This is a genomic window from Thermodesulfobacterium hveragerdense DSM 12571 (assembly GCF_000423845.1).
Taxonomy (GTDB): domain Bacteria; phylum Desulfobacterota; class Thermodesulfobacteria; order Thermodesulfobacteriales; family Thermodesulfobacteriaceae; genus Thermodesulfobacterium; species Thermodesulfobacterium hveragerdense.
Genome location: NZ_AUIT01000003.1, coordinates 24508 through 45491 on the forward strand (window position 1 = coordinate 24508; position 20984 = coordinate 45491).

The 20984-nt window shown below is 38.7% G+C and carries 20 protein-coding genes; 8 read left to right on the top strand and 12 right to left on the bottom strand.

All coding sequences use genetic code 11. The features are described 5' to 3' along the window. Positions 1-7 precede the first annotated feature (7 nt). Genes secG through G580_RS0102065 form a run of 3 tightly spaced genes read right to left on the bottom strand, consistent with a single transcriptional unit; the run spans position 8 to position 2197 of the window. A complete protein-coding gene (gene secG / locus G580_RS10910) occupies positions 8-373 on the bottom strand; it encodes a preprotein translocase subunit SecG (protein ID WP_051172990.1) in 366 nt (121 codons plus the stop codon). Positions 374-395: 22 nt separating this feature from the next. Beyond that, positions 396-1586: a homocysteine biosynthesis protein gene (locus tag G580_RS0102060; RefSeq protein WP_028840825.1), complete on the bottom strand. Its 1191-nt coding sequence runs from the start codon at positions 1584-1586 to the stop codon at positions 396-398. Between the two features lie 11 nt (positions 1587-1597). Further along, entirely contained in the window at positions 1598-2197 is a 600-nt protein-coding gene (locus G580_RS0102065) for a CBS domain-containing protein (RefSeq protein WP_028840826.1), read from the bottom strand. A gap of 143 nt (positions 2198-2340) precedes the next feature. On the opposite strand from G580_RS0102065, the gene polA reads away from it, so the two are divergent. Continuing rightward, positions 2341-4926, top strand: a complete 2586-nt coding sequence (gene polA / locus G580_RS09620) for a DNA polymerase I (protein ID WP_038041332.1) — start codon at positions 2341-2343, stop codon at positions 4924-4926. 7 nt (positions 4927-4933) lie between these two features. Beyond that, positions 4934-5647, top strand: coding sequence for a pseudouridine synthase (locus tag G580_RS0102075; RefSeq protein WP_028840827.1), 714 nt, complete (start codon positions 4934-4936; stop codon positions 5645-5647). Between the two features lie 10 nt (positions 5648-5657). On the opposite strand, the gene G580_RS09625 is transcribed toward G580_RS0102075, so the two are convergent. The 8 genes from G580_RS09625 to G580_RS0102115 form a co-directional block, all read right to left on the bottom strand. Continuing rightward, positions 5658-6323, bottom strand: coding sequence for a 4Fe-4S dicluster domain-containing protein (locus G580_RS09625; RefSeq protein WP_051172992.1), 666 nt, complete (start codon positions 6321-6323; stop codon positions 5658-5660). A gap of 3 nt (positions 6324-6326) precedes the next feature. Continuing rightward, a complete protein-coding gene (locus G580_RS0102085; protein ID WP_028840828.1) occupies positions 6327-6995 on the bottom strand; it encodes an ATP-binding protein in 669 nt (222 codons plus the stop codon). A 72-nt stretch (positions 6996-7067) separates the two neighbouring features. Then, a complete protein-coding gene (gene uvrA, locus G580_RS0102090; protein ID WP_083960781.1) occupies positions 7068-12317 on the bottom strand; it encodes an excinuclease ABC subunit UvrA in 5250 nt (1749 codons plus the stop codon). A gap of 46 nt (positions 12318-12363) precedes the next feature. Then, positions 12364-12696, bottom strand: coding sequence for an RNA polymerase-binding protein DksA (gene dksA / locus G580_RS0102095; protein WP_028840830.1), 333 nt, complete (start codon positions 12694-12696; stop codon positions 12364-12366). Next, positions 12696-13196: a cyclic pyranopterin monophosphate synthase MoaC gene (gene moaC / locus G580_RS0102100; RefSeq protein ID WP_028840831.1), complete on the bottom strand. Its 501-nt coding sequence runs from the start codon at positions 13194-13196 to the stop codon at positions 12696-12698. Before moaC ends, dksA begins: the two co-directional genes overlap by 1 nt. Then, on the bottom strand, positions 13196-14341 hold the full coding sequence (gene dnaJ / locus G580_RS0102105; protein WP_028840832.1) for a molecular chaperone DnaJ: 1146 nt from the start codon (positions 14339-14341) through the stop codon (positions 13196-13198). Before dnaJ ends, moaC begins: the two co-directional genes overlap by 1 nt. Positions 14342-14349: 8 nt before the next feature. Continuing rightward, positions 14350-14616 (bottom strand): DNA-directed RNA polymerase subunit omega, encoded by a 267-nt coding sequence (gene rpoZ / locus G580_RS0102110; RefSeq protein WP_028840833.1) that lies wholly within the window; start codon positions 14614-14616, stop codon positions 14350-14352. 38 nt (positions 14617-14654) lie between these two features. Next, positions 14655-14879 (bottom strand): NifU family protein, encoded by a 225-nt coding sequence (locus G580_RS0102115; protein ID WP_200870690.1) that lies wholly within the window; start codon positions 14877-14879, stop codon positions 14655-14657. 110 nt (positions 14880-14989) lie between these two features. On the opposite strand from G580_RS0102115, the gene ilvD reads away from it, so the two are divergent. From ilvD to G580_RS0102135, 4 genes are read left to right on the top strand one after another with little or no spacing between them, the layout of a single operon-like run. Beyond that, entirely contained in the window at positions 14990-16645 is a 1656-nt protein-coding gene (gene ilvD / locus G580_RS0102120; RefSeq protein ID WP_028840835.1) for a dihydroxy-acid dehydratase, read from the top strand. Beyond that, positions 16642-17409 (top strand): MlaE family ABC transporter permease, encoded by a 768-nt coding sequence (locus G580_RS0102125; protein ID WP_028840836.1) that lies wholly within the window; start codon positions 16642-16644, stop codon positions 17407-17409. The genes ilvD and G580_RS0102125 overlap by 4 nt, the downstream gene beginning before the upstream one ends. A gap of 8 nt (positions 17410-17417) precedes the next feature. After that, the gene (locus G580_RS0102130; protein ID WP_028840837.1) at positions 17418-18146 is read left to right on the top strand and encodes an ABC transporter ATP-binding protein; all 729 of its coding nucleotides are present in this window, start codon (positions 17418-17420) and stop codon (positions 18144-18146) included. A 19-nt stretch (positions 18147-18165) separates the two neighbouring features. After that, positions 18166-19182 carry an MlaD family protein gene (locus G580_RS0102135; protein WP_028840838.1) on the top strand — a complete coding sequence of 339 codons (1017 nt, stop codon included), beginning with the start codon at positions 18166-18168 and terminating at the stop codon, positions 19180-19182. A gap of 4 nt (positions 19183-19186) precedes the next feature. On the opposite strand, the gene G580_RS0102140 is transcribed toward G580_RS0102135, so the two are convergent. After that, positions 19187-19648, bottom strand: a complete 462-nt coding sequence (locus G580_RS0102140) for an Lrp/AsnC family transcriptional regulator (RefSeq protein ID WP_038041334.1) — start codon at positions 19646-19648, stop codon at positions 19187-19189. Positions 19649-19724: 76 nt separating this feature from the next. Here G580_RS0102140 and fabZ point away from each other — a divergent pair, with 76 nt between their 5' ends. Both fabZ and lpxA read left to right on the top strand, forming a co-directional pair. Beyond that, positions 19725-20165, top strand: coding sequence for a 3-hydroxyacyl-ACP dehydratase FabZ (gene fabZ, locus G580_RS0102145; RefSeq protein ID WP_028840840.1), 441 nt, complete (start codon positions 19725-19727; stop codon positions 20163-20165). A 5-nt stretch (positions 20166-20170) separates the two neighbouring features. Further along, positions 20171-20980, top strand: a complete 810-nt coding sequence (gene lpxA / locus G580_RS0102150) for an acyl-ACP--UDP-N-acetylglucosamine O-acyltransferase (RefSeq protein WP_028840841.1) — start codon at positions 20171-20173, stop codon at positions 20978-20980. The last annotated feature ends 4 nt before the right edge of the window (positions 20981-20984 follow it).

The window sequence follows — 20984 nt, forward strand, 5'->3', positions numbered from 1 at the left end:
TTTAGAATTAATTTTTAGGTTTTTCTGGGGTAGAAGAAGGAATTTGGGGAGGTACGGGAATATTTTGAGGGGGAATTGGGGTAGGGATGGTAGAAGGAGAGGTTGTTTGGGTTTGAGGGGTAGGGACGACAGGAATTTCGGTTTTGTTTTTGTTGGTTTGGATTTTAGTGAGTAAGATAGAGTTTAAAAAAAACACCAACACCAAAATCATCGTCACTTTGTTTAAAAAACTGGTTGGTCCTGCACCACCAAAGATGGCCTCAGCCCCTCTAAACACCGCACCATATTCTGAACCTTTGGTTACATTTATCAAAACAATCAAAACTATCAATATAGCTACTATCAACTGTAAAACCGTTAAAATAGTTTCCATCAAAAATCCTCCTTTTTAGGCTTTATCTCATCGGAAAAAGTTTAGCTCCTGGTAAAGGGTTAACTGGTTCTGTTAACAACATCTCTCCCTGTTTAATCCAGTTTTTAAGGATTTCAGCTATTTTTCTGGCTTTAGGAAGGCTTGAAATGGGAAAGGTAGGGACCTCTTTTCCTAAGACGGTTATTTTTCCGCTTTTCAGTTCTGCATAACTTACGATCCCGTAGTTTCTTTTAATTCCGTTAGGATAGTCATAGGAGTAGTCTATTACCTGGGTAAAGAGGTCTTCGTCAGAGAGTCCTGCCCATTCAGCCACTTGTTCATTCAGTATAGGAATAGGTATACCTAATCCTACTGCCAAAGAACATCCATAGCCTATATGACTTGTTCCTACCAACCATTCTGGTGACATTTCTTTCAGGTTTCCGATAACCATAAGGGTAGCTGCAGGTTGCATGGGTGCCCCTTTAGGTGTTCTTTTAACTTCGGTTTTATGCTGGGTCCCAGCCCAAATCACATATCCTTTGGTTCCTCCTAAGAAAATCCTTGTCCCTATCCCTATGGTTTTTAGATAAGGGTCTTTTAGCAAGGGAGAAAGACATCCTGCGGTCGCATAGTTGGCATTGCCAAGGTTAGGTTTTAACACCCCCATGTAGGTATAAAGTATTTTATCTGAAAGGTTAATAGCACAATTATAGTTTTGATAGGCATTTCTTGGGTTGCAAAGAACGGCATCCACTAAGTCATGAATGGTGAACTCTTTTTCAAAAGATTTTCTAGGATAACAATGGGTCCCATAACCTAAAGCCCTTAGCTGGATTTTTTTTCCGGCAACTAAGTCTTGGATAACATGTCCACCACCGTATAAAAACTGACCCGGAAAAACTTTGTTAAGAGGATCGTCTTCTCTTGTTTCAGTGGCTCCTATGTAAAGGTCTACAGCCGCAAGCCCCCCATAAGCTGGCACATCGTTTAACCAAACCCTATAAGCTTTTATCGTAGGAGAGGGATGGCCGAAGTTTATAAAAGCCCCAGAAGAACACATCGGAGAAAAGGTCCCGGTGGTGACTACATCTACCTCTTTAGCCGCAGTAACAGGCCCTACCTCTTTAACCAAACTGACAAACTCCTCAGCTGTAAGGACTACAGCCTCTCCTTTTTCAATCCTTTTATTGATTTCTTCTATGGTTTTTTTAACTCTGAATTCTCCTTCCATAAAGACGCCTCCTAATCGATAAGAGATATTATTTTATGACCTGCTACTTCAAGCTCAGAAGCTATCTTATCTAAGGATATTTTTTCTAATCTTATAAAATAAACTCTTTCTCCTTCAAAGTTAACGTCCATTCCTATGGAAATAACCTTGCCTCCGTTTTTTCTGATAGTCTCCAACACATCGTCTAAGTTACCGTTTTTAGGAATAACGTCTAAACGAGAAGAGGCCCTTAAAATTCCCATAAGTTCTATAAAAGACTCTAAAATATCGGTAACAGTTATGATACCCACTAATTTACCTTGGCTAACTACAGGTAAACCACCGATTTTATACTTATAAATAAGCTTAGCTGCCTCATCTATATAAGTATCAGGGTCTATGGTAATCGGATTAAGGATCATAACTTCTTTAAGAGAAAGTTTAAGCTTTTCTGGACTAAGATAGGCTCTCAACTCACTTTCAGTCACCAACCCTATCAACCTCTCTTTTTCTTTGTCTACTACAGGAAGGTGCCTGATAGAGTGTTTTTTCATTAACTGAATAGCCTTTTCTACTGTATCTTCAGGAAAGGCAACCACCACATCAGTAATCATCCAGTTTTTAACCTTCATCTTTTTCCCTTAGATGAAATTTTTTAATTAAATATACCATAAAAAAATAAATAGCCAAACTAAAGAAGTATGCTTTCTTTTAAGTTTATTTTTGATAAAATAGATTAAATTTTAAGGTACCTAACCAGGAGGTGGTAGAATACATGGTAGATAAAAAAGAGATAATCCTTATAGATGGGGCCTCTTTTATTTATAGAGCTTATTTTGCTATTCCTGGGTATTTAGCTACTTCTAAAGGGCTACCCACCAAAGCTGTTTTCGGTGTAACCCAGATGGTGCTTAAAATTTTAAAAGAGTGGGACCCTGAGTATATCATCTGGTTTATGGATGAAAAGGAACCTACTTTTAGACATAAGGCTTACGAAGGATACAAGGCTACCAGACCTCAAATGCCTGATGACCTAAAGATCCAAATACCTTACATAAAAAAAATCATTCCTGCTTTAGGGATTCTTTTGATTTCAGCTCCTGGATATGAAGCAGACGACTTGATAGCAAGTTTTGTTAAAAATTTTATCCTATCTTCTATCAATCAAGCAGTTATCGTGGCTGGGGATAAAGATTTATATGCCCTTGTTTCTGATAGAGTAAGGATTTATGACCCAGTAAGAGAAGTTTTTTTAGATAAACAAAGTTTTATTCAAAAATACGGATTTTCCCCAGAGGTTTTTCCTGAATTTAGAGCCCTGGTAGGGGATAAAAGCGATAACATACCCGGAGTCCCAGGAATAGGCGAAAAAACCGCTAAAGAGTTGCTCATAAGATTTAAAACCCTGACAGCCATCTATGACCATCTTTCTTTAATTTTTTCTAAAAGAATAAGAGAAAATTTGATAAAATATCGAGAACAGGTGTTTAACAACCTTAATCTTATTCGCCTTAATCTGGAAGCCCCTCTCCCTTCAGAGGACCTTGAATTCTATCGAAGAAAAGACCCTGATTATCTCACGCTTAAAGCCCTTTTTAAAGAACTTGAGTTTAGGAAACTTCTTTCAGAGCTTTCTTTACCCCAAGAAACTTTGCCTAAACCACCAAACATAAGAAAAGCCTCCCAAGATTTATTTAATAAAGTAAAAAAAGATTCGGTAATAGCTGTTTTACCTGAAAATCTAAATAAAGGCCTTTTTGGCAAATTGCAGCCTGCAAAATTTTTGATTTCCCTTTCTGAGGAAGAGGTCTACAGGTTGACTTTAGACGAGTTTAAAAGATTGGCTGAGGATCAAGGCATTTACGTGGTTTATGACTATAAAAACTGGCTTAAAAACTATAAGATCCCCTTTTCTCATCCCTTAGACGTAAAGTTAGCTGCTTATCTTTTAAATCCCGGATTAAAGGCTTATGATTTAAACTTTTTGTTTCAGGAATACTTAGACCTAAATCTTAACGGAAAAAACAAGGCTTCTGAAGAATTATCAGGGATAAAGGTAGTCAGTTTAAGAAGGTTAGGTAAAGAGCTTTTAGCAAGGTTAGAAGAAGAAGGGCTTTCTTCCTGGTTGTTTAAGGTAGAGGCACCTTTAAGTGAGGTTTTAAACGGGATGGAACAAGCTGGGATAAAGATTGATTTGGTTTATGTAAAAACTTTAGTACAACAATATCGAGAAAAAATAAAAGAAATCGAAGAAGAACTTTTTAAGATTGCGGGAAAAAGATTTAATCCTCGTTCTTCAAGAGAGGTGGGCGACATCCTTTTTAATAAACTGAATCTTCCTTCTATAAAAAGGACCCCTAAAAGTTCAGTTCCCTCTACAGATGCAGAGGTGCTTGAAGAACTGGCTCCTTTACATCCCTTTGCCAGGCTTCTTCTGCAATATCGTACTACTCAGAAAATATTGAGCACCTACCTTGAGCCTTTTTTAAAGTATACCAGACCACTTACTTCTCGTATTCACACAGAGTTTAACCAAACAGGAACAGCCACAGGTAGGATTAGTTCGCAAAACCCAAACCTACAAAACATCCCCATAAAAGGAGAGGAAGGTTTAGAAATTCGCAAAGTATTTATAGCAGAAGAAGGCTGGTGGCTTTGTAGTTTAGACTACTCACAAATAGAACTCAGGATTTTAGCTCATTTTTCTGAAGACAAAAATCTTATAAAGGCCTTTAATGAAGGGCAGGACATCCATACCTTTACGGCCTGTGAGATATTTGGAGTAACTCCTGATAAAGTAACCCCTGAAATGAGAAGGGTTAGCAAGGCTATAAACTTTGGGATTGCCTATGGGATGAGCTCTTACGGTTTAAGTAAAGAGCTTAGGATTTCGGTAAAAGAGGCAGAAGAAATCATAGCAAGGTATTTTCAGCGGTATCCTGGAGTAAAAAAATACATAGAAGAAACGATAGAATTTGTTAGAACCCATGGTTATGTTAAGACCTTAGCCGGGAGAAAACGCTATATACCTGAAGTATTTAGTTCTGATAAAACTGTAAGAGACTTAGGGTTTCGCATGGCAGTAAACACCCCGATCCAAGGTTCTGCCGCAGATCTTATCAAGGTAGCTATGGTAGCCCTTTATAGGCAAATTAAACAGAAAAATCTAAAGTCCAGCCTTCTTTTACAGATTCACGATGAACTTCTTCTTGAGGTGCCAGAAGAAGAAGTAGAGGTGATAAAAGAAGTAGCTCCTTCGGTGATGGAAGCCCCTTTTAGTTTTTTAGGCCTTGATTATGTTCTGAAAGTACCTATTAAGGTTAATTTTGCCTTTGGTAAGTCTTGGGCTGAATGTAAATAGGTTAGATATGCGTTTAGATAGGTTTCTTTCTAACCTTGGGATAGGCTCAAGAAAAGAGGTATCCCTTTTAATAAAAAGGGGTAGGGTTACGATTAACGGTGTAAAGGTCACAGACCCAGGGGTAAAAATTAACCTCGAAAAGGATGTGGTCCAGATCGACGGAAAAGAAGTTGGAAAGAAAATAGAAGGTTTTTATTATAAATTCTATAAGCCCAGAGGGTGTGTTACCTCTAAGTCAGACAAGGACCTTACGGTCATGGATTTTCTTCCTAAGGATCTGCTAGGGCTAAACAGAATTTTTCCTGTGGGAAGACTTGATAAGGATGCGGAAGGATTGTTAATCTTTACCGATGATGGTTCCCTTGCCCATAGGATGATGCATCCTAAATGGAAGCTTGTTAAGACCTATCAGGTTTGGTTGGATAAAGAAATAACTGAGTTAGACCTGAAAAAGATAGAAGAAGGAGTTGAGCTTTCTGACGGTAAGACCTTACCGTGTACAGCCTCTTTTTTAGATGAGACTAAAGGGTGGGTAAAAATAGAGGTTAGGGAAGGGAGATATCATTTGATAAAAAGAATGTTTGGAAGTTTAGGTTATAAGGTTATAGGTTTAAAAAGGATAGCGATAGGTCCTGTTGAATTAGGAGAACTCAAACCATCAGAAATAATTCCTCTTTCTGAAGAAGAAGTTAAACTTTTAAAAAAGGCAGTTGGTTTATAAAAAATTAGGTTTAGGATTTTTGGTTTAAAAGTTTTTTTACCTTTTGCCATCCCATCTTTTCTATCATAGCCCCCACTCTTTCTCCTTTTTCGTTGTAGTTTTTGTAAAACTGTATCAAATTTTTAAGATAAACCGGGACTTCTTCAGGTGAGGCCTTGGTTAAAAAGGAAGCCAGTCTTGGATGTCTTCCAAGTTTACCTCCGACGTAGATTTTGTAACCTCTAAAGGTTTCTTTTATGGCTCCTTCAGGACAAGCTTTTATACATGCACCACATCCTATGCATTTCTGATAGTCTATCACAATTTTTTGGTCGACTTCTTTAATCACCCTTTCCTCGCAAGAATTTACACAATTGTCACATAGAGTGCATAAACTATCATCGTGTTTTATTTTAACAAAACTATGGATTCCAAAGTCAGCGATATAAAGTTGGGAACACCCGTTCGGACAGTCTGAAATAGAGAGTTTAAACCTATGATGGGGTCTTAAAGTTTGGCCTTTTAGTTTGGTTTTTATAAAATCATCCAGTTGAGAGTTTTTTAGTACATCTTCGAGGGTGTTTATAAGCTCGAGAGAACGGTTTATAGCGTTAGGGCATCCTTTTGGACCAAAGCAGGTAATAATCTCGTAAGCTACAGATGAACTTCCATATGGTATAACCTTATCTTGTTTCATCCTTTAAACCTCCTCCTCTATATCTTTAAGCCTTCCGTCTATACCAATGGTGTAGACCTTAAAGGGAAGTTTTTGGCTTAAAGTTTTTCTTACGTCTAAGAGTAGTCTAACCAAATTTTTGCAACAAGGCACTTCCATGATGGCTATTTCTAAACCATTTGGTTGGGCTTGATGTGAAATCTTTGCAAGTTTCTCCCAGTATAACTCAGGTGGATCAAACTTAGGACATCCTGTTAGGATTTTCTTGCCAGGAAGAAGATGGGTATGAAGTTGGGGATAGGCTACGGCTACACAGTCTGCACAAATCAATAGATTAGCTCCCTTTAAAAATTTAGCAGAAGGAGGGATTAATCTAAGTTTAACCGGCCAATGAGAAAGGGAAGAAGGTATTTCGTTTGCAACAGGAGGTAGGTTTTTAGGAATAAACTCTTTAACTTGATGAGAGGGACATCCACAAGGTAGGAAAGAGGAAGGTTGAGGTTTTTCTATAAGTTTTATAGCACCGGTAGGACATTCACCTATGCAAGCCCCAAGTCCGTCACATACCTCTTCTGCCACAAGTTTAGCCTTGCCATTGACGATAGCTATCGCCCCTTCGTGGCAGGCAATCACACACTGACCACATCCATTGCAGAGTTCTTTGTCTATTTCTATAATCTTAGCGGCTTTCATCGATATATGCCCTCTTTTTTATTTTTTAAGTTTAGTTAAAATATAAACTGACCTAAATGAAAAAACCTTGATTTAGGTCAACTGAAGATATTTTTTAAGGATTTTAGAGGTAGGGGTAGAGGCTTTTAAGAAATCTTCTATCGGACCCTGAAAAAGGAGTTCCCCTCCTTTTTCTCCTCCTTCAGGTCCGAGTTCTACCACCCAGTCTGCCCATTTGATAAGTTCAAGGTTATGTTCTATCACGATTACTGTATGGCCTTTCTGGATTAGACCTTGTAAGAGTTCTGCTAATTTTTCTACATCTTTTATGTGAAGTCCTGTGGTAGGCTCATCAAGAAGATAGAGGTTCCCAGGTTGAGAAGACTTGATAAACTCTTTGGCAAGCTTTATCCTCTGGGCTTCTCCTCCAGACAAGGTTGGACTTGGCTGTCCTAAGGTCAGATAGTCAAGGCCGATATCACAGAGGGTGTTAAGTTTATGACGGATTGAAGGGTAGTTGCTGAAAAACTCCACAGCTTCAGCAAAGTCCATCTCAAGGACCTCTGCGATGTTTTTATTTTTTAACAAAACTTCCAAGGTTTCTGGATTATACCGTTTACCTCCACAGTATTCACATTTTTGATAAACTGCAGGTAAAAATTTAATCTCTATCTTTTCATATCCCTGTCCATTGCAATAAGGGCACTGTCCTTCTTTGGTATTAAAGGAAAATCTGCCTTCTTTGTAACCTCTCTGTTTAGCCAATAAAGTGTTGGCAAAGGCCTTTCTAATGTCGGTAAAAACCCCTACATAGGTAGCAGGGGTAGATTTTGGGGTGTTTCCTATAGGTTGGTGGTCTACTAAATATACCCTTTTGATTTTTTCCCAGTTTTCTATGTTTTTTAAACCGTGAATACCGTTTTTTTCTCCCTCTAATAGTCTTTTTAGATTTTCGTAAAGGCATTCCTCTAATAAAGTAGACTTCCCTGAACCAGAAACCCCTACTACTACTGTAAGAGCGTTTAAAGGAAAAGAAACGGTTATGTTTTTAAGGTTTCTTAGGGAAGCCTCTTTAAGTAATAAGAATTCCTTAGGATTGCGCTTAAAACTTTTCAGGGTTTTTCTGTTTTGATCTTTAATTACTTCAGCTGTGGGTGAGGAAGATCTTAAAAATTCTTTAGAAGGTCCTCTGAAAAGTACCTGTCCTCCTCTTTTTCCTCCTCCTGGTCCCAAGTCTACCATAAAGTCGCTTGCCAAAATCGTATCTTCGTCATGTTCAACCACTATCAAGGTATTTCCTTTATCCCTGAGTTTTTTTAACACCTTTATTAATTTTTGTGTATCCTTAGGATGAAGCCCGATGGTCGGTTCATCGAGGATATAGGCTACCCCTGTGAGATTACTCCCTATTTCTGCTGAAATTCTTACCCTTTTGGCTTCTCCTGAAGATAGGGTGTCTGCAGACCTACCTAAGGTAAGGTATCCTACACCTAAATCTATTAAATAATCAAGTCTTGAGAGGGTTTCAGAAATTAGTTCTTCGGCTATTTTTTGTTGTATACCTTCAAACTTAAGCTTTTCTAAAAACTCTTTTACTTTGTAGAGACTTAAGTTAGACAATTCAGGCAAAGAAATCCCGTTAATTTTATAATAAAAAACCTCTTTACGATATCTTGAACCGTTACAGTCAGGGCATGGTTCTTCTTCAAGTCTACCCAGTCCTCCACAAGTAGGACAAGCTCCTACCTTTGAATTAAAAGCAAAAAGCAACGGGTCTGGTTCAGGAAGACTTATCCCACATAAAGAGCAGGTTCTTTTTTGACTAAAAAGTACTTCCCTTTTATCGGTTTTTATCAAAACCTCTCCTTTTCCAAGTTCAAGGCCTTTGTAAAAAATCTTTTCAAACCACTCTTCTTTCCAATCTATTTCTTGAGCTAACACCACCTCAATCGTATATTCTTTAAACCTTGAAAGTGCAGGGATAGGAGGAATGTTGTAGAATTCTCCGTTTATTCTGACCTTATGATATAGGTTGGCAAGCAGTTTATCAAACAGATTTTTGTAGATTCCTTTTCGGTGTTTTACCAAAGGAGCAAGAAGGGTAATGTTTGAAGCCTTTTCTCCTTTTAAAAACTCTAAAGCTAAGTCAAACAATTCCTTTGGTTCATGAGGTTTTAGTTCCCTTTCACATTTAGGGCAATAGGCCTTGCTAACCTTAGAATAAAGAAGCCTAAGATAAGGAAGGATCTCAGTAATAGTCCCTACCGTAGATTTGGGAGAAAGTTCTCCTGACCGTTGTTCTAAAGCCACCGTAGGCGGTATCCCTGAAATAAGGTCATAATCTATCTCTTCATAAAGCTTAAAAAATTGTTTCAAATAAGTGGGTAAAGTTTCTAAAAACCTTCTTTGGCCTTCGGCAAACACCACATCAAACGCAAGGGTAGATTTTCCTGAACCAGAAACCCCTGTGATCACTATCAACTGTTTCCTTGGTAGGTTTAAGTCTATGTTTTTTAAGTTATGATGTCTGACCCCTCGAAGCTTTATAAGATCTTCGTCGTATTTATATTTTTTTGAGGCTTCAGCTTTATCTTTAAGGTTTAGTCCATCGAGATATTCTCTTAGATAAAAAGAGGTTTGAGTCTGCACCTCTGGGTTTTTGATAACCTCGGAGAGGGGTCCTTGGAAGATAAGTTCTCCTCCCTCTTCTCCGCCACCGGGACCAAGTTCCAGTATCCAATCAGAGTTTAAGATAACCTCAGGATGATGTTCTACTATTACCACCGTGTGTCCTAAGCTTTTTAGATAGTTTAACGAACAAATCAGTTTTTCTATGTCTTTTAGATGAAGGCCAACCGTAGGTTCGTCAAGAAGGATTAGACATTTTTCTCCTTTTATTTTAGAGAGTAAATCTGCTATCTTTAGTCTCTGGGCTTCTCCTCCAGAGAGGGTAGAAAGGGGTTGTCCCAGTTTGAGATATCCTATCCCAAGATTTTTTAAAAGGGTCAGGGTTTTTTTAAGAGGTGTATGTCCTGAGAAGAACTCTAAAGCCTGTTCTACGGTAAGGTCTAACATTTCAGCGATGTTTTTTCCTCTCCATCTGACTTCTAAAATCTCTTCCCTAAATCGGGTACCATTACAAACCTCACAGGGGATGGTTAGGTCTGATAAAAATTGCATCTCTATTATCTCAAACCCAAGACCTTTGCACGCAGGACACTGGGCATGTTCTGAGTTAAAAGAAAACCAAGTTTCAGCATATCCCAAACTTTTTGCGGTATTAGTACTTGCAAGGAGCTTCCTTAAATATACTATGATGTCTAAATAGGTTGCTACCACCGAGCGAGGGGACCGAGCTAGTGGTTCCTGAGTAAGGTATAACACCTGGTCGATCCGGTTGACTCCCTCAATCTTTTCACAGGTCCTTAAAGGATGCTTATTCTTTGCGTCAACCAGCCCCTGGTAGATTACATCTTCTAAAAGGGTAGACTTACCAGACCCCGATACCCCTACGATACAGGTAATCGCTTTTAGCGGAAGAGAAAAGGAAAATCCTTTTAGATTGTTTTTCTTTGCTCCATAAAATCTGATAAAACCTGAGGGTTGAAAGTCGGGTAAAGAATACGTTCTTTTTTGGCTTATCTCGGTTAAAGCTTCTGCTGTAGGGGTGTTTGTGTTAAAAATTTTTTTGGGAGGTCCAAAAAATAAGAGATGACCTCCTTTTTCCCCTCCCTCTGGACCTAAATCTATCAGAAGGTCCGCTTGGGTAATGATCTCAGGATCATGCTCTACCACCACTACTGTATTTTTTTGAGAAACCAATCTTTCAAGAAGTTTTAATACTTTTTGGGTATCTCTGGGATGAAGTCCAGTAGTTGGCTCATCTATCAAGTAAAGGGTTTCTACTAAGTTAGATGAAAGTGCTCTTGTCAGAAGACATCTGCTGGTTTCTCCCCCAGAAAGGGTTTTACTTGCTCGGCTAAGGGTAAGGTAGGAAAGGCCCACTTCTTCAAGATAGGAAAGACGTTTTAATATTTCCTTAGCCAGCCTTTCTTCTGCAGGCTGAGGTTTTTGTTCTAAAAAGTTTTGAATAAATTTAACCGCTTCTTTAATTTCTAAACCGTAAAATTCTCCGATGTTTAATCCATTAATATAAAACATTAAAGCTTGAGGGTTAAACCTGGTTCCTTTACATACAGGACAGTTTACTTCTCTTCTTAGTTTTGAAAGAAGAATCCTTATATGGGGTTTATATCGCTTACTTTCAAGCCAGTCTATAAGCTCTTTAAGTCCGTACCAATCCCCTTCGCCCCAAAAGATTTTTTGTTTAATTTCTTCAGGCAGGTCTTTAAAGGGAAGGTTTAAGTTTATGTTTTTAGTCCTTAAAAACTCTATCAGGTCCAGTTTTACCTCAAACAAAAAAGGAAAATCAAGGATAGGGATAGCGCCTTTGGTTGCAGGTTTTTCTGGATGTTTTACCAAGGCCTCAAAGTCTAAGACTAACAGGTTTCCAAACCCTTTGCATTCAGGGCAAGCCCCTAACGAGCTGTTAAACGAAAATAGATTGGGTGTTTTTTCAGGTATCTTAAGACCACACTGAGGACAGTTTTTTTCTTGGGTATAATATGCCTCTTCTCCGTAAATAGTTCTAACCTTGATCCATGGAGAGATTTTAAAACCAAGTTCTAAAGAGGATATAAGATCAAAGAGGTCTTTTTCCGTAGGCTTGAGTCTATGTATGATTAATTCTATTTCTTCAGGTACTTCTTCTATCTCGTCTATTTCACATACCTTTCCATCTAAAAAGACCCTTGAAAATCCTGCAGCAAGTAGACCTTCTTTGAGGTGCTCAAAGCTTTCTTGTGGTTTTTGAGGAACTATGAGGTAGAGTGGTACCTGATAAAATTTTTCGATAATCTCTTTGGCTATAGCCTGTGGGGTTTGAGGTAGAAGGTATTTTTTACAGTTAGGACAAAAAGGAACCCCGCTGTAATAGTAGAGCATTTTAGTAAAGTGACTAATCTCAGTAAGGGTAGCTACCGTGGAACGTGAAGTTTTGATGCTATTACCCTGAGGAAAGGCCAAAGCTGGTGGGATGTTTAAGATAGCTTTAACCTTAGGTCTGGGGAGTTTTTCGAAAAACTGTCTTACATACGAAGAAAAAGTTTCTATATAACGTCTTTGGCCTTCGGCAAAAAGGGTGTCAAAAACTAAACTTGATTTTCCAGCCCCAGAAACACCGGTGACTGCTGTTAAACTATAGAAAGGAAGTTTTAAACTAAACCCTTTGAGGTTATTTTGGTTAACCTCAAGAAGCTCGATAAACCTGTCTTGTCTTCTCACAAAAGTGCTGGTTTATTTATTCTCCTCTGATTTTTTCCATCCTTTCTTAGGCTTTTTTACATTCGATACAAAGGGTGGCCTCAGGTCTTGCAAGAAGCCTTTTTTCGTCTATTTCATCTCCGCAGGCTTCACATATTCCGTAGGTTCCGTCTTCTATTTTTTTTAGGGCTTTGTCAATCTTCTTTAACAGTTTTTGTTCTCTGTCTCTTAGTCTTAACTCAAAAGCCAGATTACTTTCACGTGTGGCCTGGTCGATGGCGTCTGCTAAAGGTTCATACTCTTCCACCAACTCTTTTTTGGTTTCTAAAACATCCTTTAGAATTTCTTCTCGACGTTTTAGCAAAAGTTCTTTAAACATGGCTAATTTTTCCTTATCCATCAGAAATCCTCCTTTCCAGGTTGTTCTTCTAATACTACTTCACCACTTTTTCCACCGGTTTTATAAACCAACCTGATGTTGGTGATTTTGATGCGCTTATCAAGGGCTTTACACATATCATAAACGGTAAGAGCAGCAATGCTTACTGCGGTCAAGGCCTCCATCTCTACCCCGGTTTGTCCTACAGTCTTTACCATCCCCTCGATTTCAAGCACATACCTTTCAGGAATAAACCTAAAATTAAGGTCTACCTTAGAGATGGGCAAAGGATGGCAAAGAGGTATAAGCTCAGAAGTCTTTTTAGCCCCTAAAATTCCTGCAACCTTAGCACAGGCTAAGAAATCTCCCTTAGGGATATCTTGGGATATCACCTTAGGGTAGATCTCTTCAGGAAAGACTACCTCAGCTTTAGCTATGGCTATTCTCTCAGTCGCAGGTTTTCCTCCTACATCTACCATAAAAAGATTGCCTTGGGAGTCTAAATGGGTAAAATCAGCCATTACCTACTTCCAAAAATAAACTTTTTCCAAAAACCTTCTTTTTTCTTTTTTTTCTCCTGTTGATATGGTTCTAACCTGTTGGTTGAACTGTCGATTTTTTCTTTTTCAGATATTTTCTTTAAAAGTTGTTTAGTTTCTTCACTAACATTATGGGGAAGCTCTACCTGTAGTCTTAGTATAAGATCTCCTTTTTTCTTAGTTTTAGGGTCAGGAAGTCCTTTATTTTCTATCACGAGTTCATCCCCTGGTTGACAACCTGGGGGTATCTTTACAGATAGCGTTTCTTTAAAAAAAGGGATTTTAACTTCGTCTCCTAAAATTGCAGAAACAAAGTTTACCTTTAAAATTCCAACGAGGTTAGATTTTTCTCTGTAAAAAAGAGGATGTGGTTTGACTTTTACCCTAAGATAAAGGTCTCCTGGCCTACCTCCATAAAGCCCAGCCTCTCCCTCGCCGTAGATCCGTAAAATAGTCCCATCCTCTACCCCAGCAGGGATAACTACCTTTATTTGCTTTTTCTTCCAAGCCCTTCCCGACCCGTTGCATTTCTTACAGATTTCTACATAAGTAGAACCTCTGCCTCTGCAATCTGGACAAGCATAAGCAATCCTAAAAAATCCTTCGGTGTAGGCAATTTTCCCTTTACCTTTACAGGTTTCACAAATCTTTAAACCTTTATCAGGATTATAGCCTAATCCTCCACAATCTTCACATAGGTCCAATTTTTCTATGTCAAGCGTAATTTCTTTATCTGTAAAAAGGTCCTCTAAGTCTACTGCTACTTCATATGAAAGGTCAGCTCCATCTCGAGGTCTAGTATGGCTTTTTTCTTCAAAGGTAAAACCAAAAAACTCCTCAAAAATGTCAGAAAATGTTTTGAAAATATCTCCTACATCTTCAAACCTTCTATGACCAGAAGAAGTAAGCCCTGAATAACCGTAAGTATCATAGATAGCTCTTTTTTCAGGGTCAGAAAGCACTTCATAGGCCTCGGAGATTTCTTTGAATTTTTCTTCAGCCTCTTTATTTCCTGGGTTTTTATCGGGATGGTATTTAAGGGCAAGCCTTCTATAGGCTCTTTTTATCTCTTCCTGAGAGGCATTTCTTGGAACTCCTAAAATTTCATAAAAATCTTTGTAAGACATCCTATCCTTTACTTAGAGGAACTTTTTTGCTTTAAGATCTCGGTTAGTTCGTAAGGAGAGGATGTTTTCTCTTTTTTACCAAGATGTTTTATGTTTTCAGTGGTAACCAATCCGGCGGCAATTTCTCTAAGGGCTAACACAATATCTTTGTTGTCTGCCTGTACAAGGGGTTCAGCCCCTTCTTTTAATTGTTTAACCCTTTCTATGGCTAAGTGTACCAATCTAAACCTGCCTGGTACTTTTTTTAGACAATCTTCTATCGTAACCCTGGCCATACCTTTATACCCCTTTTAGACTATTTTTAAAATATCAATTAAACGGCTACTACTTCTGTTACCTCAGGGACCTCTTTTTTTAAGTATCTTTCGATACCCATTTTTAGGGTCATGGTAGACATGGGGCAAGAACCACAAGCACCTTTTAACCTAACCTTTACCACCCCTTCTGGAGTAACCTCTACAAGCTCTACGTCTCCACCATCAGCCTGCAACATAGGCCTTACTTTAGCTAAGGCTTGTTCTACTGCATCTTTAATCATAAAAAATCCCCCTAATAAAAATTTTTCTTAAAATTTAATACATTTTTTCTTGACAGCAAGGTTTAATTTCAATAAAATAACAAAGATACCCATTAATAGTGGAGGACAACATGAGAAGCGATCGGATTAAAAAAGGAATAGAAAGGGCTCCCCATAGGTCTTTACTAAAAGCGTTAGGGTTTACAGACAACGAACTTAACAAGCCTCTTATAGGAATTGCTAATTCTTTTAACGAAATCATCCCAGGGCATATACACCTAAGACAGATCGTAGAGGCGGTTAAAGCTGGGGTAAGAGAAGCAGGGGGGGTGCCTGTTGAGTTTGGGGTCATAGGGGTTTGCGATGGGATCGCCATGAACCATGAAGGGATGTGCTATTCTCTTCCGAGTAGAGATATCATCGCAGACTCTATAGAAATCATGGCCCATGCCCATGCCTTTGATGGTCTGGTACTGGTTACAAGCTGTGATAAAATCACTCCTGGCATGATGATGGCAGCTTTTAGGGTAAACATTCCCTCTATCCTGATAGCAGGTGGCCCCATGCTTACAGGAGTTTATAAAAAACAGAGGGTGAACCTTATTTCTGTGTTTGAAGCCATAGGAAAGGTTCAGAAAAAAGCCATGACAGAAGACGAGCTAAAAGAACTTGAGAGTTGTGCTTGTCCTACCTGCGGTTCCTGTGCGGGGATGTTTACTGCTAACTCGATGAATTGTTTATCTGAGGCTATAGGAATAGCTCTCCCAGGAAATGGAACTATTCCTGCTGTTTTTGCTGACCGTATCCGTTTAGCCAAAGAAACAGGGAAAAAAATCGTAGAACTTGTAGAAAAGGGACTTGCCCCAAGAAAGATCATCAACAGAAAGTCTTTTGAAAACGCTATAGCCGTTGATATGGCACTTGGGTGTTCTACCAACACAGTCTTACATCTTATGGCTATAGCCAAAGAAGCCAAAGTAGATTTAGATTTAAAGGTGTTTGATGAGATTTCTAAAAAAACTCCAGTACTTGCTAAGCTTATTCCTGCCGGTTATCATAGCGTGGTAGATTTGCATTTTGCTGGAGGAATACCAGCGGTTTTAAAGGAGCTTTCTAAGTTGAACCTTATTCACCTGGATGTAAAGACAGTTTCAGGAAAAACATTAAAACAACTTTTAAAAGATGTAGAGGTGTTAGACAGGGAGGTTATAAGACCGGTAGAAAATCCCTACCATAAAGAGGGAGGTATCGCTATTCTTTATGGAAATTTAGCCCCTGAGGGAGCGGTGGTTAAGACCAGTGCTGTTTTGCCTGAGATGTTAAAACATGTTGGTCCTGCAAGGGTTTTTGACTCTGAAGAAGAGGCCTATCAGGCTATCTTAGCCGGAAAGATTAAGAAAGGTGACGTTGTAGTCATAAGGTATGAAGGCCCTAAGGGTGGGCCTGGGATGAGAGAGATGCTTTCTCCTACTTCAGCCATAGTAGGAATGGGTTTGGGTGGTTCTGTAGCTCTTATTACCGACGGGAGATTTAGTGGAGGCACCCAAGGGGCTTGTATAGGACATGTGTCTCCTGAGGCTGCAGAGGGAGGCCCTATTGCTTTGGTTAAAGAAGGAGATTTGATAGAAATAGACATACCCCAGAGAAAGCTTGAACTCAAAGTTTCAGAAAGAGAACTTGAGGAACGTAAGAAGAGATGGAAACCTTTGAAGAAAAAAGTAGAAGGAGTATTGAAAAAATATTATAGTTTAGTACAATCAAGTTCAAGAGGGGCTATATTAGAATGAACATCTTAAGGTTCTTAGGAAAAAGTTTCCTTAAAGTTCTTGAAGATTCAGGGGGAATTTTCCTCTTTTTTCTAAAGAGTTTGATTTATTTTTTTACTCCCCCTTTTCGACTCAAGCATTTAATCAAACATATGGAATTTATAGGGGTTAAATCTTTTTTGGTAGTATTTCTTACCGCGCTTTTTTCTGGGATGGTTACAGCCTATCAGGTTAACATTGCCCTTGCCAAAGTAGGTTCTCAAAGTATTTTGGGTGGTGCTGTAGCTTTAACCCTTACTAGAGAGTTAGGTCCTGTGCTTACAGCCATCGTGGTGGTGGCAAGAGCGGGTTCTGCTATCTGTGCTGAGATTGGAAGTATGAGGATTACAGAGCAGATAGATGCTTTAAAAATAATGGCTGTTAACCCGATTCAGTATCTCATCAGCCCAAGGCTTTGGGCTGCTATTTTAGTGGTACCCTTACTTACAGCCATAGCAGATTTGATTGGTATCGCCGGAGGTTATGTGGTAGGGGTTTTTTTGGTAAAAATAGACCCTGGGTTACTTACTGCCAGGATGACTGACATGGTAGAATTTAAAGACATCATGAGTGGTATCCTAAAATCTATCTTTTTTGGAGCTTTTTTGGTAAGTGTATGTGGATATAAGGGTTATAACGTAAGAGGAGGAGCTGAAGGGGTTGGAAGGGCTACTACCGAGGCGGTTGTGGTTTCTACCGTAGGTATTTTAGTGATGGATTACATCTTAACTACCCTTTTCTTTTAGAGGTATAGATGATAGTTATCAAGGGACTTAGGAAAAGTTTTAACGGATTTGAGGTGTTAAAAGGGGTAGACCTTGCCCTACCTGAAAACCATATCACTTTTATCATGGGACAAAGTGGTACAGGAAAGAGCGTTCTTTTGAAACATATAGTAGGTTTGATTAAGCCTGATGAAGGAGAGATCCGGTTTGAAAACCAGGATATAACCAAACTTTCAGAAAAGGAGCTACAAAAGGTTAGAAAAAACATAGGATTTTTATTTCAAGAAGGGGCTTTGTTTGATTCTATGACTGTAGGAGAAAACGTGGCCTTTCCTTTAAAGGAACATTTTAAGTTAAGTGCTAAAGAAATCAAGTCTCAGGTAGAAGAACTATTAGACGCTGTAGGACTTCTTGCCTCAAAGGATAAATTCCCCTCTGAACTTTCAGGAGGTATGAAAAAAAGGGCAGCTTTGGCGAGAACCCTTGCCTTAAAACCTAAGGTTATTCTTTTTGATGAACCCACCACCGGGCTTGACCCGATTTTGCAGGTTTCGATTTTACAACTCATAAAAGACATAAAAGAAAAATACCAGCTTACCTGTGCTATCATAAGTCATGACGTAGCTTTAGCTTTAAAATTTGCAGATTATATCGCCTTTTTACATCAGGGTAGAATTTTAAAGTTTGGTACCCCTGATGAGATTAAGCAGGCAGAAGAAGAGTTTATTCAGAACTTTCTAAGAAGTGCTTTATTATAGGCTATAAGGAGGTGAAAACATGGCAGTAAAAGGCTCTACTGAGATAAAAGTTGGTTTTTTTGTTTTTATAGGTATTTTAGCCCTCCTTTATCTTACCTTTAAGTTAGGAGAAGAGGCTTTTACTCCAAAGGATAGCTATAAGCTTTATGCGGTTTTTGAAAACGTCTCAGGGCTTGCCAAAGGAGCCAAGATAGAGATGGCAGGGGTGAATATAGGGAAGGTAGGGAACATAGAGCTTACCCCTGAAGGAAAGGCTAAAGTAGAACTTTTAATCTATAGTAAATACAAAGTCCAGGAAGACGCAGAGGCTTATGTAAAAACTTATGGGGTATTAGGAGATAAATTTGTAGAGTTAAAGCCAGGATTTTCTAAGAACTATCTTAAGCCTGAAAGTATGATAGCCAATGCTCACAGTGCAGTCTCTGTGGATGATCTGTTGGCTAACATCGGACCTACGGTAGAAGGGTTAAAAGAGCTTTTAGGTACTGAGGAAGGTAGACAAAACTTAAAGATTTTAGTAGCAAACATAAAAGAAGCCTCAGAAAGTTTCAAAGGTATCGCCGCTAAAATAGAGAAAGGGCAAGGTAGTTTAGGAAAATTGGTTACAGATGATAGTTTATATGTAAACCTCAAAGAGACTACAGATCATCTAAAAGTCATAGCCAGACAAATAGAAAGCGGACAAGGGACCCTTGGAAAACTGGTTAAAGACGACCAACTTTACAAAACCCTTACCCAAACAGTGGCTAATTTAGAGAAGGTTTCAAAGAAACTTGAAAAAGGAGAGGGGACCTTAGGGAAACTGATCAATGACGAAAGTCTCTACAAAGAATTGAAACAAATATCTACCAACCTAAAAGACATAACCGCACGGATAGAAAGAGGAGAAGGAACGTTAGGTAAACTTTTAAAAGATGATTCTCTTTATGTAGAGGCTAAAAAGACCCTTAGAAGTGTTAACAGAGCAGCCAAAGGGGTAGAAGAGCAGGTTCCTATCAGCGTAATGGGTACAGTAGCTGGAGCTGCGATGAAATAAAGGGTTATAGGGTAAAAACAGCCTTAGCCTTAAACTTTTTTACCATAGGAAAGCTTTTGATTTCTATTTGATATTTATCAGATAGATTTTTGATAAAGTTTGGTAAGGTTTCTTCTGAAGGGAGGACTACGGTAAACCAAAAGTTAAGTCTATGTTCTCTGAGATAGGCATGGGTAACCTCTGGTAGTTCTGCTATTTCATAAACTATGTTTGTTCTTTCTTCAGGGATAGAGGTTCCACATAGACAGGTATAATACCCTAATTTGATCGAGTTGACTGTGGCTCCAAAATGTCGAATAATCTCTTCTTTTTGAAGGTTTTTTAAAAATTCTATTATTTCTTCCTCTGAAAGGTCGAATTTTTTAGCCAAAGTTTCAAAGGGTTTTTCTTCTATAGGGAATTCTTGCTGCAATAGGTTGAGCAGAGTTTTTTTATCTTTTTGAGAAAGTGAAAACTTTTTTGCCATTTGTTTTTATCCCTTCTTTTAAGATTTGATTTTCTATGATAATATAAAAATCGATTGTTTACAACGGAGGCTTGAGATGGAAATAAAGGCCAAAGAAATTTTTGAACTTCTGCCTCATCGTTATCCATTTTTGTTAATAGATAAAATTTTAGAGCTTGATAAAGAAGGTGAATACATAAAGGTGTTGAAAAATGTAACCATAAATGAGCCTTTTTTTCAGGGACATTTTCCAGGTAATCCCATAATGCCTGGTGTTTTGATCCTGGAGGCTATGGCACAGGCAGCAGCTGCTGGACTTAAGTTTATTTTCCCAGAGTATAAAAATAGCCTTTTTGTGTTTGCAGGGGCTGATAAGGTAAGGTTTAGGCATCCGGTTTATCCTGGAGATACCTTAATCTTAGAAGCCAAGGGGTTTAAAAAGAAAGGACGTATTATTAAAACCTATGCGGTGGCTAAGGTAGGAGAAAAAGTAGTGGCTGAGGCAGAGTTAATTGCAGGTTTGAGAGAGGAGGACTAAAATTTATGGCCAAAATACATCCTACTGCCTATGTAGATCCCTCTTCTGAGATAGAAGAGGGTGTAGAAATAGGACCTAATGTTTATATTGGCCCAAAGGTTTTTATAGGCAAAGGCACCATCATCAAGCCATATTCTTACATAGAAAAAAACACTAAAATTGGAGAAAACAACATAATCGGTCCATCTGCGGTTATTGGAACAGACCCTCAGCATTTAGGATACAAAGGAGAAGAAACCTTTGTAGAGATCGGAAACGGTAATATTATCAGAGAGTTTGTTACCATCCATAGAGGGACTCCTTATGATGATGGCATTACCAGGATAGGTAATCATTGTCTTTTGATGGCCTATGTGCATATAGCCCATGATTGCAAGGTAGGGGATCATGTGGTGATGGCAAACGCCGCAACTTTAGGAGGACATGTAAGGGTAGGTGACCGAGTGGTTATGGGAGGTTTTTCAGCAGTACATCAGTTTTGCAGAATAGGGGCGTATGCTTTTGTAAGTGCTATGACAGGGATAGACAAGGATGTGCCTCCTTATGTAAAGGTTTTTGGAGTCCCTGGGAAAATTCAAGGGATTAACTTGGTTGGATTAAGAAGGGCTGGTTTTACTAAAGAGGATATAAGAAAAATTTCTCAAGCCGTGGGTTTTTTTCTTGACGCACCAGCTACGATAAAAGAGGTGGTTCAGGAGTTGCGTGAAATTTTTAACGAAGACCCAGTAGTTAATGAACTTGTTAAGTTTTTAGAGAATCCCTCTCGTCAGGGAATTATGAGGAGAAAACCTTTCGAGGGTGAAGAGGCTTTTTAAAGGT